The sequence below is a fragment of the Nonomuraea rubra genome (genome assembly GCF_014207985.1).
Classification (GTDB): Bacteria; Actinomycetota; Actinomycetes; order Streptosporangiales; family Streptosporangiaceae; genus Nonomuraea; species Nonomuraea rubra.
The window spans coordinates 12,377,900-12,394,606 of sequence record NZ_JACHMI010000001.1 but is presented as its reverse complement, the minus strand read 5'-3'; the positions used below and the strand labels follow the sequence as shown (position 1 = coordinate 12,394,606).

20 protein-coding genes are annotated in these 16,707 nt (G+C 72.7%); 13 read left to right on the top strand and 7 right to left on the bottom strand.

The window, feature by feature from the left end; translation table 11 throughout:
• Positions 1–3: 3 nt before the first annotated feature.
• The 3 genes from HD593_RS57505 (at position 4) to HD593_RS57495 (ending at position 2,707) form a co-directional block, all read left to right on the top strand.
• Positions 4–1,242: a cytochrome ubiquinol oxidase subunit I gene (locus HD593_RS57505; protein WP_185111246.1), complete on the top strand. Its 1,239-nt coding sequence runs from the start codon at positions 4–6 to the stop codon at positions 1,240–1,242.
• Entirely contained in the window at positions 1,242–2,180 is a 939-nt protein-coding gene (locus HD593_RS57500; RefSeq protein WP_185111245.1) for a cytochrome d ubiquinol oxidase subunit II, read from the top strand. The genes HD593_RS57505 and HD593_RS57500 overlap by 1 nt, the downstream gene beginning before the upstream one ends.
• Positions 2,181–2,251: 71 nt before the next feature.
• Complete coding sequence (locus HD593_RS57495) at positions 2,252–2,707, top strand: DUF5946 family protein (RefSeq protein WP_185111244.1); 456 nt, start codon at positions 2,252–2,254, stop codon at positions 2,705–2,707.
• Here HD593_RS57495 and HD593_RS57490 read toward each other — a convergent pair.
• A complete protein-coding gene (locus HD593_RS57490; RefSeq protein WP_185111243.1) occupies positions 2,667–3,272 on the bottom strand; it encodes a TetR/AcrR family transcriptional regulator in 606 nt (201 codons plus the stop codon). The genes HD593_RS57495 and HD593_RS57490 overlap by 41 nt on opposite strands.
• 89 nt (positions 3,273–3,361) lie before the next feature.
• On the opposite strand from HD593_RS57490, the gene HD593_RS57485 reads away from it, so the two are divergent.
• From HD593_RS57485 to HD593_RS57475, 3 genes are all read left to right on the top strand, one after another.
• Positions 3,362–4,150, top strand: coding sequence for an SGNH/GDSL hydrolase family protein (locus HD593_RS57485; RefSeq protein ID WP_185111242.1), 789 nt, complete (start codon positions 3,362–3,364; stop codon positions 4,148–4,150).
• Positions 4,147–4,869, top strand: a complete 723-nt coding sequence (locus HD593_RS57480; protein ID WP_185111241.1) for a hypothetical protein — start codon at positions 4,147–4,149, stop codon at positions 4,867–4,869. The genes HD593_RS57485 and HD593_RS57480 overlap by 4 nt, the downstream gene beginning before the upstream one ends.
• 69 nt (positions 4,870–4,938) lie before the next feature.
• Positions 4,939–5,385 (top strand): protein-tyrosine phosphatase family protein, encoded by a 447-nt coding sequence (locus HD593_RS57475; RefSeq protein ID WP_185111240.1) that lies wholly within the window; start codon positions 4,939–4,941, stop codon positions 5,383–5,385.
• 132 nt (positions 5,386–5,517) lie between these two features.
• Here the strand turns inward: HD593_RS57475 and HD593_RS57470 are convergent, their stop codons facing one another.
• Genes HD593_RS57470 through HD593_RS57460 form a run of 3 tightly spaced genes read right to left on the bottom strand, consistent with a single transcriptional unit; the run spans position 5,518 to position 7,491 of the window.
• Positions 5,518–5,784: a hypothetical protein gene (locus tag HD593_RS57470; RefSeq protein ID WP_185111239.1), complete on the bottom strand. Its 267-nt coding sequence runs from the start codon at positions 5,782–5,784 to the stop codon at positions 5,518–5,520.
• Positions 5,784–6,116 (bottom strand): ArsR/SmtB family transcription factor, encoded by a 333-nt coding sequence (locus HD593_RS57465; protein ID WP_185111238.1) that lies wholly within the window; start codon positions 6,114–6,116, stop codon positions 5,784–5,786. Before HD593_RS57465 ends, HD593_RS57470 begins: the two co-directional genes overlap by 1 nt.
• Before the next feature lie 46 nt (positions 6,117–6,162).
• Complete coding sequence (locus tag HD593_RS57460; RefSeq protein ID WP_185111237.1) at positions 6,163–7,491, bottom strand: hypothetical protein; 1,329 nt, start codon at positions 7,489–7,491, stop codon at positions 6,163–6,165.
• Between the two features lie 159 nt (positions 7,492–7,650).
• Between HD593_RS57460 and HD593_RS57455 the strand changes: the two genes are divergently transcribed.
• The 5 genes from HD593_RS57455 (at position 7,651) to HD593_RS57435 (ending at position 12,344) form a co-directional block, all read left to right on the top strand.
• A complete protein-coding gene (locus HD593_RS57455) occupies positions 7,651–9,453 on the top strand; it encodes a flavin-containing monooxygenase (RefSeq protein ID WP_185111236.1) in 1,803 nt (600 codons plus the stop codon).
• A 12-nt stretch (positions 9,454–9,465) separates the two neighbouring features.
• Entirely contained in the window at positions 9,466–9,909 is a 444-nt protein-coding gene (locus HD593_RS57450; protein WP_185111235.1) for a hypothetical protein, read from the top strand.
• A gap of 76 nt (positions 9,910–9,985) precedes the next feature.
• Positions 9,986–10,453 carry a hypothetical protein gene (locus HD593_RS57445; protein ID WP_185111234.1) on the top strand — a complete coding sequence of 156 codons (468 nt, stop codon included), beginning with the start codon at positions 9,986–9,988 and terminating at the stop codon, positions 10,451–10,453.
• Positions 10,454–10,516: 63 nt separating this feature from the next.
• On the top strand, positions 10,517–11,680 hold the full coding sequence (locus tag HD593_RS57440) for a sensor histidine kinase (protein WP_185111233.1): 1,164 nt from the start codon (positions 10,517–10,519) through the stop codon (positions 11,678–11,680).
• A 22-nt stretch (positions 11,681–11,702) separates the two neighbouring features.
• Positions 11,703–12,344 (top strand): response regulator transcription factor, encoded by a 642-nt coding sequence (locus HD593_RS57435; RefSeq protein WP_312904409.1) that lies wholly within the window; start codon positions 11,703–11,705, stop codon positions 12,342–12,344.
• Here HD593_RS57435 and HD593_RS57430 read toward each other — a convergent pair whose 3' ends face one another.
• Positions 12,345–12,776: a VOC family protein gene (locus HD593_RS57430; RefSeq protein WP_185111232.1), complete on the bottom strand. Its 432-nt coding sequence runs from the start codon at positions 12,774–12,776 to the stop codon at positions 12,345–12,347.
• Positions 12,777–12,820: 44 nt separating this feature from the next.
• Between HD593_RS57430 and HD593_RS57425 the strand changes: the two genes are divergently transcribed.
• Positions 12,821–13,615, top strand: a complete 795-nt coding sequence (locus HD593_RS57425) for an MBL fold metallo-hydrolase (protein ID WP_185111231.1) — start codon at positions 12,821–12,823, stop codon at positions 13,613–13,615.
• Between the two features lie 9 nt (positions 13,616–13,624).
• Positions 13,625–14,617: a GNAT family N-acetyltransferase gene (locus HD593_RS57420; protein ID WP_185111230.1), complete on the top strand. Its 993-nt coding sequence runs from the start codon at positions 13,625–13,627 to the stop codon at positions 14,615–14,617.
• On the opposite strand, the gene HD593_RS57415 is transcribed toward HD593_RS57420, so the two are convergent.
• Positions 14,561–15,967, bottom strand: coding sequence for a sensor histidine kinase (locus HD593_RS57415; protein WP_221525448.1), 1,407 nt, complete (start codon positions 15,965–15,967; stop codon positions 14,561–14,563). The genes HD593_RS57420 and HD593_RS57415 overlap by 57 nt on opposite strands.
• On the bottom strand, positions 15,964–16,635 hold the full coding sequence (locus HD593_RS57410; RefSeq protein WP_185111229.1) for a response regulator transcription factor: 672 nt from the start codon (positions 16,633–16,635) through the stop codon (positions 15,964–15,966). The genes HD593_RS57415 and HD593_RS57410 overlap by 4 nt, the downstream gene beginning before the upstream one ends.
• Between the last annotated feature and the right edge of the window lie 72 nt (positions 16,636–16,707).

The following is a 16,707-nucleotide window of genomic DNA, read 5'->3' as shown; positions in this document are numbered from 1 at the left end:
GTCGTGAACGCGCTCGACCTGGCCCGGCTCGAGTTCGGGATCACGACGAGCCTGCACTTCCTCTTCGTCGCCCTGACGCTCGGCCTCGCCCCGCTGATCGCGCTCCTGCAGACGCTCTGGGTCGTCAGGGGCAACCCGCTGCACGAGCGGCTGACGAAGTTCTGGGGGCAGATCTACGTCGTCAACTACGGCCTGGGCATCATCTCCGGCCTGCTGCTGGAGTTCCAGTTCGCCCTCAACTGGAGCGGGCTGACGCACTTCGCCGGTGAGCTCTTCGGCGCACCCATGGCGATGGAGACGCTCTACGCCTTCTTCGTCGAGTCGACGTTCCTCGGGCTCTGGATCTTCGGCTGGGGCCGGCTGCCGAAGGTGGCGCACCTGCTGACCTTCTACGTCGTGACGCTCGCGGCGATCGGCTCGGCGTACCTCATCGTGGTCGCGAACGGGTTCCTGCAGAACCCGGTGGGCTTCGAGCGGGCCGGCGACGCGCTGCGCGTGGTGGACCTCGGCGCGGTGTTCACCAACCCCGCCGCGCTCCTCGCCGTGGGGCACATCCTGCCCGCCGCGCTCATGGTCGGCGGCTTCTTCATGGCCGGGGTCAGCGCCTGGCACTTCCGCCGGGGTACCGGCGAGGTGCCCTTCTTCCGCCTCTCCCTGCGCCTCGGCCTCACCGTCGGGTACGTCGCCACCTTCTTCACCATCGGCTTCGGCGATGCGTCGGTGTTGTGGGTGGTGCGCAACCAGCCGACCAAGCTGGGGAGCGGCGCGGAGGCCCTGCGCGTCGCGGAGCGGATGGCCGCCGAGCACGGCCCCGGCGACTACCTGGCGCCCGCGTGGGTGCCCATCGCGCTCACGGTGATGTTGTCGGTCGCCTACCTGTACGTGCTCTTCGCGCTCGTCCCCATCGTGCTGCTCGGCCAGGGGCGGATCGAGCGGCGGCGGTTCCTGCTCGGGGTCGGGGTCTGGACGATCCCGCTGCCTTTCCTGACGGTGATCCTCGGCTGGACGGTCCGCGAGATCGGGCGGCAGCCCTGGGTGATCTACGACGTCCTGCCCACGAGCCGGGCCGTCTCGGACGTCAGCACCGCGGGCGTGCTGGCCTCCCTGGTGATCTTCACGACGCTGTACGTGACGCTGGTCGTCGCCGGCTACCTGCTGATCGCCAGGATCGCGCGGCGCGGGCCGGAATCGCTGGTGCTCGGCGGCGTCCTGGGGGACGCGGAACCGGTCAGGGGGCGCTGATGGAGATCGTCTGGTTGCTCGTCGTCGGTTTGTTGCTGTCCGGCTGGTACGCGCTCGACGGGTTCGCGCTCGGCGCGGGCATGTTCCTGGCCGTGCTGCGCGGCGACGCCCGGGGCAGGCGCCGCGTGGTGGCCGCCATCGGGCCGTTCTTCCTGGCCGGGGAGGTCTGGCTGATCGCCTTCGCCGGGGTGCTGGCGGTGACGTTCCCCGGAGCCGAGGCGGCGCTGTTCACCGCGCTGTACCCGGTGATCGTGGTGATGGTCGCCGCGTGGTTCGTCCGGGATCTGGGGATGTGGTTCCGCGCGCGCAGGCCGGAGCCGGGCTGGCAGCGGCGGTGGGAGACGGCTCAGGCGGTCGCCAGTGCGGTCTTCGCCGCGGCGGCCGGGCTCTTCCTCGGCAACGCCGTCCAGGAGCCGGGGGGCGGGGTGCTCTGGTGGCTGAACCCGTACGCGCTGCTCGCCGCGCTGGCCACGGTGGCGCTGTTCGGCCTGCACGGCACGGCGTTCCTGGCGCTGCGCGCGACCGGGGAGCTGCGTGAGCGGGCCAGGCAGGCGGGCGGGCGGCTGGCGCCCGTCGTGCTGGTGCTCCTGGTGGTGCTCCTCGCCGCGGCTCCGCTCGCCTCCGCGTCCGGCTTCGCGCCCCTCGCCCTCGCTCCCGGTCTCGCCGGTCCGGCCGCCGTCGCCGTGGCCTGGCCGGCCTTCAGGAAGGGGCGCGACGGTGTGGCCTTCGCGGGGACGGCGCTCGCCGCAGCCTGCCTGCCGCTGACCGCCGGGGCGCTGACGGCCGGGCGGTTGCTCGAAGGGGTGGCGGGGGCGAGCACGATCGACCAGCTCGCGATGGTGGCGCTGCCGATCGTGCCGTTCCTGGTCGCGGCCCAGGCGGTGTTGTGGTGGGTGCACAGGCACCGGCTGAGCGACCGCTCGGTGACGTTCTTCTGAGAAAAGCAGGTGAGGGCCTGAGCGCGCGCCTGATACCGTGCCCGACCGCTGGGCGAAGCGAGGAGGACCCGATGTCCCGGTGCCCGGAGTGCGGCGCTCCCGACGATCCGCGGCCCTGCGAGGAGCTGTTCCACGAGCTGCTGACGCTGGACTACTCGATGCGGCCGCCGTGGGCGCCCGTGCACGCCGTCTCGGTGTCCTGCTACTACCTGCAGCACCCGTCCCGCGTCCCCGGCTCGGCCGCGCCGGCCCAGTGGGCGCTGCTGCACGTCTACCTGAGCGACGGGCTCGCCGCCCTCACCTCCATGACCCGGCGCGCCCGCCGGCTCAACTCCCACCGCCACGGCGGCCACACGCCCGGCGCGGACGACTTCCCCGGCGCGCCGCCCTTCCCGGCGGACGCCACGCCGCCGTCCGGGTACGCCACGACGATCACGGACGTCGCCCTGGACGGCACCTTCCCGGCCGAGGGGTACGAGGAGCGCGTCAGGCGCTGGGCGGCGGACACGGTGGCGGCGTGGGCGTGAGCGATTCGAGCACCGTGCCGACGAACGCGGCCACCGCCTCCTCGTCGTCCCGGAACCCGGCCTCCCACATGTGGCCCAGGAACGCGTACTGGAAGCAGGCTCCGAGCAGCAGCCCCGCCGCCGCCCGCACGTCCGCCCCGGCCCGCACCCGGCCCGCCCGCTGCTCGGCGCGCAGGTAGGCGGCCAGCGCCTCGTTCGCCCTGTGCGGCCCGGCGCCCTCCTGGCGTAGCTCCTCCGTGTGCGCGGCCAGGGTGGCCGGGTCGGCGAACACCGAGGCGAACATGGGGAACCCGGCCCGGTACAGCTCGATGGCCGCCCCGGCCACGGCGGTGAGAGCGTCCGCCAGGCCGCCTCCGCCGCGCAGCGCCCCCGCGAGCGGGGAGAAGTCGGGCGAACGCTCCCGCATCACGGCCACCATCAGGTCGGCCTTGCCGGCGAAGTGCTTGTACAGGGCCGCCTCGGTGAGGCCGGCGGCCCGTGCGATCTGGCGCGTGGTCACGTTGGCCAGGCCGCGCTCGGCCATGACCTCGGCCGCCGCGTCGAGGATCACGTCTCTGGTGCTCATGGTCGCCTCTCGGCCGGAGTTGACGTGGTTAGTAAACACTCACTAGCCTCCGATCTCGGTTAGTGAGTGTTTACCAACCAGGAGTCTAGATGAAGAGACCCATCGTCATCACCATCAGCCTGCTGCTCGCCGCCGCGCTCTGCGCCGCCGGGACCGTCGCCTACCTCACGTTCCTCCGCCCGGCGGACCACCCGCCCGCCGACGCCTGCGCGACGCCGGCCACCGGGCCGCGCGTCGTCGCGGCCGGGGCCAGCATGACGCAGGGCTCGCTCGGCGCCGACTGGGTGGCCTCGCTGCGCGCCTCGTTTCCCACGTACGAGTTCGTCAACGCGGGCAACAACGGCGACACCACCGCCGACCTGCTCAACCGCGTCGACACCGACATCGTGGCCTGCCGCCCTGCTGCGGTGACGCTCCTCATCGGCACCAACGACGTACGCAACGGCGTCCCCCTGGACGAGTACCGCGCCAACCTTCGCGCGATCGTGGACCGCGTCAAGGGCGGCACCGGCGCCCGCGTCGCCCTCATGTCCCTGCCCCCGCTCGGCGAGGACCTGAACGCCCCGATCAACCGCACCCTCACCGGCTACAACGCCGCCATCCGCGACCTCGCCGCCCGGACGGGCTCCGACTACCTGGCCCTGCACGAGCGCATGGCGGACATCCTCCGGCACGGCACCCGGACGCCGTACGGCTTCAGCTTCCCGCTCGCCTTCGCCGTCGCCGCCCAGCACTACCTGCTCAGCCGTACCTGGGACGAGATCGCCCGAGCGGGGGGCCGCGAGCTGCTCGTGGACCACGTCCACCTGACCGACCGGGGCGGCGCCCTCGTCACCGAGCTGGCCGGCGGCTGGCTGACCGGCATCATGGGAACATGACCGAGGAGCCTCTCGCGGGCGGGAACCGCGCGGAACAGGTCGTACGGGTCGGTGACACGGTCCGGCGCTCCCGCGACCCGGGCTCCGCCTTCGCCGCCCTGGTCCTGGTCCATCTCGAGTCGGCCGGTTACCCGTACGCGCCGCGCTACCTGGGCCTCGACGACCTCGGCTATTTGGCGTGGACCTGGTGCGTCCAGGCCCAGGGCCAGGTCCCGATCGCCGACCAGGCACGGCACCTGCGCGAGCTGCGCGACGGCTACGGCGACGTCGAGCCTGAGCCCCTGGTGGCGGCGATGATCCGCAACCAGGAGCGCGTCATCGCCGCCGAGACCCCGTACACCCGCACCCCGAACCTCCCACCCACCCAGCGGCCCACCGAACCAACCGACCGCACCCCCGCCCCACCCCGCCGCCCCGCCGAAGCGGCCGATCGTGCCGCCGGTCTGCCCGGCCGCCCCGCCGAAGCGGCCGATCGTGCCGCCGGTCTGCCCGGCCGCTCCACCGATGCGGCCGATCGTGCCGCCGGTCTGCCCGGCCGCCCCGCCGAAGCGGCCGCTCGCGACGTCTCGTCGGCTCGCGGTCAGGACGAAGCGGCTGATCGCGTCCCCGGTGTCTCGCCGGCCCGCCGACGTCACGTGGAGGCGGCCGTCGCCTGGGCCGCGGCCGATCGTGCTCTCGTCCTGCGCCATCGGGAGCTGCTGCTGTCCGCGTTGCGCTGACAGCGGAGCCGGTCCGCCGAAAGCGGAAGCCCGGTCCCGGCCGGGGGTGTGCTGGTTACGCTCGGCGTCGTGACCGAGACCTGGGATTCAGCAGCGGCGGGAGTGCTGCGCCTGCCGTCGGGCCGCCTGGTCCGCGGGAGGGGTCTGCGCCACCCGCTCCCGGCGGGCCCGCGACCCGCGTTCGCCCTCTACCTCCTGGGCAAGGAGCCGCCGGAGGTCGAGTGGGAGCACCGCTGGTTACGCTGGCCCGACTTCTGGCTCCCGTCCGACCGCGCGGCCACGGCCGAGGCGCTGCGCGAGGCGTGGAGCCGCGCCGCCTCCGAGCGCGTCGAGGTCGCCTGCGGCGGCGGCAAGGGCCGCACCGGCACCGCCCTGGCCTGCCTGGCCGTGCTCGACGGCGTCCCCGGAGACCGCGCGGTGGCCTACGTGCGCGAGCACTACGACAGGCACGCGGTCGAGACCCCGTGGCAACGCCGCTTCGTCACCCGCTTCGACCCCTCCCACGCCACCCCGTAGAACCCCCGAAGGAGGCCCACACCAAGGTTCATACCAGCGCCCACGCCCACGCCCACGCCAGGACCAGGGCCCACGCGAGCGCGAGGGCGCCGTGCGAGGGCCAGCGCCCGCGCGAGGGGCCCGCGCGGGGCGTCACTCCACCGTTCGTAAGATCCGCTCGATCGACTCCGTACGGGAGCGCAGCTCCGCCAGTTCGGCGGCCATGCGCTCCTGCGTCTCCACCGTGCTCCTGGCCAGCTCCTCGAACCGCTCCACGAGCCCCCGCAGCTCCTCGGCGGCATCGGCCTGCCGCCTGGACTTGCGCGACTCGAACATGCCCACGGTGAAGACACTGATCAGAAACGTGACGAGGATCAGCACCCCGAGGAAGAAGATCACCTCGGGCCAGGTGTACGACATCAGGAGCCCTCCTCGGGGTCCGGACTCGTGAGAGTCTTGGCCGCCTCGGCCAGTGCCGACGCGGTCAGGTGCAGGCTGAAGTCCGTGACCTCGTAGTACTTCATGGCCTTGCCGTCGTCCGACAGCTCCAGGCTGCCGGCGATCAGCCCGGCGGCCTCCAGCCGGCGCAGGTGCATGTGCAGCAGCGGGCGGCTGACGCCGATCTCGCGGGCCAGGTGGCTCACGTAGTCGCGCCCGGCCGCGAGCCGGGCGATGATGCGCAGCCGCAGCGGGTTGGCCAGTGCCGCGAGCATCTCGACCAGGTCGTCACCCGTCGGCCCGGCCTCCGTCATAGCTTCCCATCACCTGTAAGCGTCACCTTACGGGGAACCGTAACATTCAGGCGACCTTGACCGCTTCCCGCTCCGCCGCCGGCGCGGCCCGATCCCCCTTGGCCAGGGTCAGCCCGGCCGCCAGGCAGATCAGCGGGATCGCCGGGATCACGTACCGCACGTCGAAGGCCGCCAGGAACGGCGGCGAGGCGACCAGCGCGAGCGCGGCCAGCCCGGGCAGCAGCGCGTCCCAGCGCCGCCTGACCAGCGCCGCCGCCAGCGTCCCGACCAGGGCCAGCGTGAGCAGCGGGAACGGCACGTAGCCGAAGCGCTGGTAGGCGCGCAGCCACCCGGCGTACGGCTCCACCACCCGGGTCGCCGCCGGCCCCGCCTCGTACGCCTCGGCCACTCCGCGCACCGACTCGCTGATCGGCCGCTCGGCGGCGGGCAGCTTGTACGGCGTCTTCTCGTCCACCCCCGTGCGCTCCCAGCGCAGCAGCTGCCCGAGGTCGGTCACCACCGCCCCCAGGTACGCCCCCGGCTGGGCCAGGATGGCCTGCCTGGCGAACTCGCCGGCGAGCTGGTTCCTGTTGGCCGTCCCCGGCACCTTGAGCAGCGGCGAGAAGCTCTCCCACAACCAGTGCGGCGGGTACGGCCGCTGCTCGACCGGCATGTCCGGGCAGAGCACTGCCAGCCGCTCCGGCGGCTTGATGACCGCGCAGTCGGCGAAGCTCATGGTCCTGGACCACAGGAAGTTCCCGTCGGCCTCGGTCAGGCCGAACTTGCCCTTCTCCACCTTCATCCAGGTCGCGTACGCGCCGAGCGGGATCGCCCCGGCCACCAGCAGCGCCACCAGGGGGCGCCAGCCGTACCGCCGGATCAGCAGGTACGCGGCGGTCAGGATCAGCAGCGGCAGGCCGACGGTCCTGGTGATCCCGGCCAGGCCCAGCAGGACTCCGCCCACGGCGGCCGTGGCCGGGGTGACGCGCCAGACGATCAGCGCCATGGCCGCCGCGACGAGCACGACGAAGACGGCGTCCGCCATGATCATGTGTTCGAGCAGGATCATGAACTCGTCGTAGAGCAGCGGCGTGACCAGCAGCGCCGCGCCCCAGCCGGGCAGGCCGCGGCGGCGCAGCAGCGCGTACAGGGCCACGGCGAGCCCGAGCACCAGCAGGTGCTGCAGGACCGTCACCAGCGTCAGGCTGTGGGCGGGCCGCAGCAGCGCCAGCAGCAGGGAGTAGCCGGAGGGGCGGGCGGTCCCCGGGGTCAGCTCCTCCTTGAGGAAGGCGAAGGAGTCGCCGTAGAAGAGGATCGCGGGCGGGAAGCCGAGCACGGCGAGCACCCGCAGCCCGATCGCTGGCAACATGGCGATGACCAGTGCGCGATGGGCCAAGACAGATCCGCTTCCTCGTGTGTCCGGGCCCCCACAATAGTGGACATCCCGGTCATCGAGCGGGGATACCGCAGGTGTGCCCCCTTGTCGGCGCTATTACCGAATGACATTCTGGAATTCAGATCGTCAATCCGTCGTCGCCTCCCGCGGAGGACATCCATGACCATCGACAAGGAAGCCCTGCGCCGGAAATATCGCGAGGAACGCGACAAGCGGCTGCGTCCCGACGGCAACGATCAGTACCTCCGGCTCACCGGCCGCTTCGCCCACTACCTCGACGACCCGTACACCCCGCGCATGGAGCGCGACCCGAAGACCGACCACGTGACGGTCGCGTTCATCGGCGGCGGCTTCGCCGGGCTCGTCACCGGCGCCCGGCTGAAGGAGGCCGGGGTCGAGGACGTCCGCATCGTGGAGAAGGGCGGCGACTTCGGCGGCACCTGGTACTGGAACCGCTACCCGGGCGCGCAGTGCGACACGGCCTCGTTCGTGTACATGCCGCTGCTGGAAGAGACCGGCCACATGCCGACCGAGAAGTACGCGCACGCGCCCGAGATCCTGGAGCACTGCCGCCGCATCGGCAAGCACTACAGCCTGTACGACAACGCCCTCTTCCACACCGAGGTCACGGACCTGGCCTGGGACGAGGCCCGCTCCCGCTGGCTGATCAGGACCGACCGGGGCGACGCGTTCACCGCCCAGTTCGTCGCCATGGGCATCGGCCCGCTGCACGTGCCCAAGCTGCCCGGCATCCCGGGCATCGACGACTTCCAGGGTCATGCCTTCCACACCAGCCGCTGGGACTACGCGTACACGGGCGGCGACCCCTCGGGCGCGCCGATGGACCGGCTGGCCGACAAGCGGGTGGCCATCATCGGCACCGGCGCCACCGCCGTGCAGTGCGTGCCGCACCTGGCCAGGGCCTGCGCCGAGCTGTACGTCTTCCAGCGCACGCCGTCCTCCGTGGACGTGCGCGACAACCGGCCGACCGACGCCGACTGGTTCGCCACGATCGCCACGCCCGGCTGGCAGCAGCGCTGGCTGGAGAACTTCACCGCCAACCAGACCGGCGCCCCGGCCGACGAGGACCTGGTCATGGACGGCTGGACCGACATCTCCCGCCGCTTCCGCGCCAAGATCGCGCACCTGCGGCCCGAGGAGCTCACCCAGGAGAGCATGCTGGCCGCCTTCGAGGACTCCGACTTCGAGAAGATGGAGGAGATCCGCGCCCGGGTGGACACCATCGTCGAGGACCCGGAGACCGCGCGCCACCTGAAGGCCTGGTACCGCCAGCTCTGCAAGCGCCCCTGCTTCCACGACGAGTACCTCCAGGCGTTCAACGTGCCGGGCACCCACCTCGTCGACACCGGCGGCAAGGGCGTCGAGCGCATCACGGAGCGGGGCGTGGTGGTGGCGGGCCGGGAGTACGAGGTGGACTGCGTCATCTACGCCTCGGGCTTCGAGGTCGGCACCGACTACAACCGCCGCGCCGGCTACGACCTGACCGGCCGAGGCGGCGTCCGGCTGTCGGAGCACTGGGCCGACGGCATGCGCACGCTGCACGGCGTGCACGTGCACGGCTTCCCCAACGCCTTCCTCGTCCAGCCGACGCAGGGCGCCAACCTCATCTCCAACATCCCGCACAACCTGACCGAGTCGGGCAGGACCATCGCCGTCACCGTCAGGCACGCCCTCGACCACGGGTACGCGGAGGTCGAGCCCACCAAGGAGGCGGAGGACGCCTGGGTGGAGTTCCTCCTGTCGGGCGCCGGCCGCCTGCTGGGCTCCCAGGACTGCACGCCGGGCTACTACAACAACGAGGGCCAGGACCCCGGCAGGAAGAGCTGGCTCGGCGTCGGCCATCCGCACGGGGCGATGGCGTACTTCGCCTTCATCGACGGCTGGCGCGAGTCGGGCACGTTCGAGGGTCTGGACTTCCGCCGGGGAGGCCAAGATCGGTAGCCTTCGTCCACCATGAGCTACGACCTGTACTTCTACCGCCGCGACCCCGGCCAGTCCTGGGACGACGCGCTGGACGCGGCGCCCGGTGCCCTGGAGCCCGACCTGCGGGCCTGGGACGGCATCGTCGCCGGCGCCCGCGGCCTGCTCGGCGAGGTGCGCATCGTCGAGTACCCGCCGAACTGGGAGCTGGACCACGAGGGCACCGGCATCTCCGTGAACCACTGGGAGGGCGGCTGGGAGATGAGCGTGCCCTACCGGACCCACGGCGAGGAGGCCAGGCAGGTCGTCGGCCTGCTGTACGAGGTGGCGTCGGTGGTGGAGCGCGAGTCCGGGTTCGAGTGCTTCGACCCGCAGCTCGGGCTGCCGAAGGCGCAGGTCGCGGATCCGGGCGCGGCGGTGCCCGTGTTCGACGCCGTGGCCGACCAGTTCGGCCGGCGGGGCACCGCGAACGCCTGACCGCGGCGTGCGACAAGCCTGTCCGCAAGGTAGGCGTTTCGTGGGGCCGCCGGTCCGACGGGGTAGACCCAGCCATGTGACTCATGGAAGCCGCGAACCCCTGCGCGAAGGCGAAAGCGGCCCCTTCGTACGGTTCCAGGTCCGCTACTGCGGGCGGCTCGGCGTGCCCGTGGGCATCTTCGCCGCCTGTCACCATCTCCGCTCCGCCGGCCGGCTCGCCCCCGCGGACGACGAGCTGTTCACGAAGGTGGACGACTGGTTCATCGCGCGGTTGCCGTACCCGCCCTTCTACGCCGACGGCAACACCATCCGCGCCGTCCCCTGGTTCAAGCCCGGCGCGTCCTTCCTCATCGACGCGCTCGCGCCGCTGGAGGACCTGCTGCGCCGTTACGGGGTCGCGTACGACGTCGTACGCTCGCCCGATCCCGGCACGATCATCTACGAGGACGACTTCCAGATCGGGGTGCTGCCCTACGTCCGGAGGCCCGCGGGCAGCCAGGTCGGCGCGCCGGCGGTGTCCGGCGGGACCGGGCCGTACGCGTGACGCGGCGCGAAGCTATCCCTAGCACTACTGCGTGCCCCTGACCTCGGCCGATACGGTCACAGGGTGCTCAACAGGACCGCGCTCGAAGCCCTGACCCGGCATCCGCTGCCGTTCCTGGCCTCCGCCTGGCCGTGGCGCGGCGCGGCGTACCTGGCGGCCAGCGCCGTCCCCGGCGTGGCCGCGGGGCTCGCCGTGGCGGCCGCCGCGAGCGGCACGCTCGTCAGCCCGGCCCTGGGCGTCGTCGCGGGCCTGGCGGCCCTGGCCCTGGCCTGCCTGCTGATCGCCCCATACGAGCGCCTGCGCCTGCGCCTGGTGGACGTCGTCCCCGTGCCCGGCGCGCCGCACCGGCGCTGGCGCGAGGCCGGGCTGGCGGTCATGACGCTGCTCGTGTTGTGGTGGATCGATCTGATCATGCTGGCGTTCACGATCGGCGGCCCGCTGGTCCTGGCCCTGTCCCCGGTGCTCCAGGGCGAGCTGGCGCCGATCGTCGGCGTGGCGTCCACCGTCGCGGGCCTGCTCCTGCTGCCCGTCGCCGCGTACACGATCACCGCCTGGGCGGGCGCGCGCGGCGCGATGGCCCGCGCGATCCTGGCGCCGGCGCAGTCCGAGCTCACCGAGGTGCTGCGGTCGCGGGCGCGGCTGGTGGACGCGTTCGAGATGGAGCGCCGCAGGATCGAGCGGGACCTGCACGACGGCGCCCAGCAGCGGCTGGTCTCGCTGTCGATGTCGCTCGGCATCGCCGGCCTGGACCTGCCGGAAGGGTCGGAGGCGGCCCGCCTGATCCGGCTGGCGCACGACGAGGCCAAGCAGGCGCTGGCCGAGCTGCGCGAGCTGATCAGGGGCGTGCACTCCCAGGTGCTCACCGACCGGGGGCTGGCCGCGGCCGTGCAGGACGTGGCAGGGCGCTCGCCCGTGCCGGTGGACGTGGACGTCGACGTGCCGGGCCGGCTGCCCGCCCCGGTCGAGGTGACGGCGTACTACGTGGTCAGCGAGGCCCTGGCGAACCTCGCCAAGCACAGCGGCGCCACCAGGGGAGCCGTCACCGGCCGGATCGAGCGCGGCACGCTCGTCGTCGAGGTGCGCGACGACGGCGTCGGCGGGGCCGACCCGGGCAGGGGGACAGGGCTGACGGGCCTGGCGGACCGGCTGGCCGTGGTCGAGGGGAGACTGTCCCTGTCGAGCCCGCCCGGTGGCCCGACCCGGCTGCGGGCGGAGATCCCGTGCTGAGCGCGAGGAAAGGGAAGAGACCGTGCGCGTGGTGATCGCCGAGGACGCCGTCCTGCTCAGGGAGGGCCTGGCCGGGCTGCTCGAACGCTTCGGCCACACCGTCGTCGCCTCCGTCGGCGACGCGCCCGCCCTGGTCGAGGCCGTCGCCGAGCACCGCCCCGAGGCCGTGGTGACCGACGTGCGCATGCCGCCCGGCTTCGCCGACGAGGGCCTGCGCGCCGCGGTGGAGCTGCGCGCCCGCGACCCGGAGCTGGCGGTGCTGGTGCTCAGCCAGTACGTGGAGCAGACGTACGCGGCCGAGCTGCTGGAGTCCGGCGGCGGCGCGGGCGTCGGCTACCTGCTGAAGGACCGCATCGGTGACGTACGCGAGTTCGTCGACGCCCTCGACCGCGTGGCGGGCGGCGGCACGGTCGTGGACCCCGAGGTGGTGCGCCAGCTCCTGCGGCGGCGGCGCGACCCGCTGACCAGGCTCACCCCGCGCGAGCAGCAGGTGCTCGGCCTGATCGCCGAGGGCCGCACGAACGCGTCGATCGCCAGGGAGCTCTACGTCACCGAGGCGGCCGTGGCCAAGCACATCGCCAACATCTTCACCAAGCTCGACCTGCCGCCCGCCGCCGACGGGCACCGCAGGGTGCTGGCGGTGCTGGCGTACCTGCGAGGCTGATCAGGACACGCAGAACTCGTTGCCCTCCGGGTCGGCGAGCGTGACCCACCAGTTGGGCCCCTGGCGTCCCCGGTGCAGCTCCTTGGCGCCCCTGGCGGTCAGCCGCGCGACCTCCGCCTCGATGTTGCCTGCGCCGACCCGGATGTCCAGGTGCGAGCGGTTCTTGACCGACTTGGGCTCGGGCACGAGCTGGAACAGCACGCGCGGAGCACGTTCGAGGCCGTCGGGATGCCTGATGGCCGCGCCCGCCTTCCACACCAGCGCGCCGTTGTGCGTGGTCGTGTCGTCCTCGGAGGCGTGACCCTTCCCGATCAACTCCCTGATGAACGACTCGTCCTGCGCCTCCACCTGCCAGCCGAGCGCGTCGGCCCACCAGTCGGCCAGGGGGTGCGGGTCGACCGAGTCGATGACGACCTGGAAGTCATATGCCATGCGACGATCCTAAAAGTCGGGTTCAAAAGTTAGAGTCGGGTGCCATGAACGAGCAGTGGCAGGAGGTAGGCGACCGGGTATACGTCCGGCGTCATCAGTCGTACGACCTCAACACGGGCCTGATCGTGGGTGACGGGCACTGCCTGGTGCTCGACACCCGCAGCTCGCACCGGGAGGCGCGGGACCTCGTCGAGGCGGTCCGTACGATCACCGCCTACCCCTGGACGGTCGTCAACAGCCACTCCCACTTCGACCACTACTTCGGCAACGCGATCTTCCTGCCCGCCGAGATCTGGGGCCACGCCAGGTGCGTCGAGGAGATCGAGGCCGACGGGGAGAGTCAGCGCGCCGCCCTGATCGAGCGGCGGCCGGAGCGGCGGGAGGAGCTGGAGGAGGTGACGATCGTACCGCCGGACCACACGTTCACCGTGGCGGCCAGCCTCGACATCGGCGGGCGGATCGTGCACCTGCGGCACTTCGGGCTCGGGCACAGCAGCAACGACGTGGTGGCGCACGTGCCCGACGCGGGGGTGGTGTTCGCCGGGGACCTGGTGGAGGAGGGGGCGCCGCCGGCGTTCGGCGACTCGTACCCGCTCGACTGGCCCGGCACCCTGGCGGCGATGCTCGGCGGGATGCCCGAGCCGGTGATCGTGCCGGGGCACGGCGCGGTGGTGGACCGGTCGTACGTGCTGGCGCAGCACGACGAGCTGGCCCTGGTGGCCGACCTGGCCAAGCGGGCGCACGTGGAGGGGCTGCGCGACGTGATCCGCTCGTTCCCCTACCCGGAGGACGTCTCCCGGCTGGCGATCTCCCGTGCCTTCATGCAGCTCGACGCCTAGGCTTTCGCCATGGAGTGGGGACCACTGACACTTGACGACGCTCCCGCGCTGGCCCGGTTCTGGGCCGACGTGGAGGCCGCCGACCGCGCCGACGAGCGGTACAGCGTGGACGACGTGCGCGAGCAGCTCACCCACCACCTGATCGACCTGCCCGAGGGCACGCTCGCGGCCAGGGACGGCGACCGGATCGCGGCCTTCGGCTACCTGCCGGTCAGGCAGTCGGCGGAAGGCGGAGTGCACGTCCTGCGCCTGTGGGGCGGGGTGCACCCGGCCTATCGCAGGCAGGGGTTCGGCCGGCGGATCGTCGCCTGGGCCGCCGGCGCGGCGGGCGGGCTCAGCGAGCGGGCGTTCCCCGGCGTCCCCGCGGAGATCCATCTCGGCGCGTACGACGGCGACCCGGGCGCCAACGCGCTGGCCGGGCAGGCGGGGTTCACCGCCGTCCGCAGGTTCGCCACCATGCGGCGGGACCTGGCGGACGGCCTGCCCGCGGCCAGGACCCCGGCAGGGGTGAGCATCGCCACCTGGACCCCCGAGCTGGACGACGGGGCCCGGCACGTACGCAACGAGTCGTTCCGCGACCACTGGGGCTCCGTGCCGCACACCAGGGAGAGCTGGGCCGGCCACATCGTCGGCACGCACAACTTCCTGCCGCGGGCCTCGTTCCTGGCCCTGGCGGAGGGCCGGGCGGTGGGCACGCTCATCACCCACGCCGCCCCCCACGCCCCCAACCACGAAGGTCACGCCAGGATCCAGATCATCGGCACGCTGAAGGAGTGGCGCGGCAGGGGCGTGGCCGGCGCGCTGATCGCTCACGCGCTGGCCTCCTTCGTCCGCCAGGGGTACAGCAGCACCTCGCTGGGCGTGGACCTCGACAACCCGACGGGCGCCGTCGGCGTGTACGAGCGGGCGGGCTTCACCGTCACCAGGAGCAGCACGAACTACGCGCTACCCGTCACGCAGCGGGAAACACGCGACGAACCCGCGGTCGCCGTACACGAGTGACCCCTCGTGCAGGTGCGCGATGTCCCGCGCGATCGGCAGCCCCAGCCCGGCGCCGCCCGCGTCCCTGGCCCGCGCCTCGTCCAGCCGGGTGAACCGGCCGAACACCGCCTCCCGCTGGTCGGCCGGGATCCCCGGCCCGTCGTCGCGCACCTCCAGCACCGCCTGCCCGCCGTCGGCGGCCACGCGGACCCGCACGGTCGAGGCGGCGTGCCGTACGGCGTTGTCGGCCAGGTTCGTCACCAGGCGGTCCAGGTGCGCCCTCGACCCCGTCATCACCACGTCGGGCTCGATGTCCAGCTCCACCCGCACCTCCGGCCGACGCCTGGCCCGCAACGCCGCCTCGGCGGCCACCTGGCCCAGGTCCAGCTCGGCCGCGCGCAGCGGCTCGCCGGCGTCCAGCTTGGCCAGCATGAGCAGGTCGGCCGCCAGCGACTGCAGGCGCTCGACGTCGGCCAGGGCCTCCTCGGTGAGCTCGCTGGGCTCGGCCAGCTCCAGCCGGGCCCGCAGGGTCGCGATGGGGCTGCGCAGCTCGTGCGCGGCGTCGGCGACGAACCTCTTGTGCCGCTCCACGGCCGTCTCCAGCCGGTCGAGCGTGCCGTTCACGGTGGTGGCCAGCGCGGCGATCTCGTCCTTGGAGCGCGGTACGGGCACCCGCTGGTTCAGGTCGCGGGCCGTGATGTCGGCCACCTTGGCCCTGATCGCCGCCACGGGGCCGAGCGCCCTGCCCACCGAGAACCAGGTCACCCCCGCCACCACGAGCAGCAGCGCCGGCACGCCGGGCAGCAGCGCCTGGTACAGCGTCTGCAACGCCTGCTGCACGCTGTCCAGGGAGACCCGGGCCAGGAGCATGGCGGGCCCGGTCGCGGTGACCACCTCGACGCCGGCGACCGCGTACTTGCCCGGGGCGGCCCAGTCCAGGGCCGCGGCGGCCTTCTGCTTGGTGACCAGGAGGTCGGGGTCGGCGACCCGTTCCACCTTGCCGTCGCTCAGCCGGATCTCACCGGCCTTGCCCTCCGCGACCCTGTCCCCGGCGACCCTGTCATCGGCGACCCTGCCCTCGCCGGCCTTGCCCTTGACGAGCGGGGCGGTCTCCGCCGGCGTGGGGGGTGTCACCGGCTGGAACTCGGGGTCGTCGGCCTGCTTGATCTCCACCGTCTGCGCGTACGGGACCGCCGCCATGGCCTTCTTGGTCGCCTCCGCGTCGGCCACGCTCACCAGGCTGCCGCGCAGCGCCAGCACCAGGATCAGCGCCGCCAGCCCCAGGGCCAGCGCCACCACGAGCGTGGCCGCCACGGTCGCCCGCACCCGTACGGAGGCCAGCCCGGCCACCATCCACTCCCAGCGGCTCATGCGGCCTCCAGCCGGTACCCGGCGCCGCGCACCGTCATCAGCGTCGTCCTGCCGAACGGCACGTCGATCTTGCGGCGCAGCGCGCTGATGTAGACCTCGACGATGTTCGGGTCGCCGTCGTAGGAGAAGTCCCACGCCTGGGCCAGCAGGTCCTGCTTGGAGACCACCTCCCCGGGCCGGCGCGCGAGCGCGTGCAGCACCGCGAACTCCTTCGGCGTGAGCTGGATGTCCGCCTCGCCCCTGCGGCAGCGCAGCCCCGCCGGGTCGATCACGAGGTCGCCCACGCTGATCGACACCGGCCGCTCGCGGCCGCCCCGCCGTACCAGTGCGCGCAGCCTGGCCAGCAGCACCACGTACGAGAAGGGTTTGGCCAGGTAGTCGTCGGCCCCGTTGTCCAGGGCCTCGGCCTCGTCGTAGATGCCGTCCTTGGCCGTGAGCATCATGATCGGCGTCCAGTCGCCCGCCTCGCGCAGCCTGGCGCAGACCGCGTACCCGTTCAGCCTGGGCAGCATCACGTCCAGGACGATCACGTCGTAGGCGTTCTCGGTGGCCATCCACAGGCCGTCGCGCCCGTCGTGGGCCACGTCCACCGCGAAGCCCTCGCCCGCCAGCCCGCCCTTGACCAGGTCGGCCAGCCGCTCCTCGTCCTCCACCAGTAACACTCGCACGCCGTCCAGGGTGCCTCAGGGCACCTAAAGCCAACCTGAAGATCATTTAGGTGCTCTTCAGGATCACTTCAG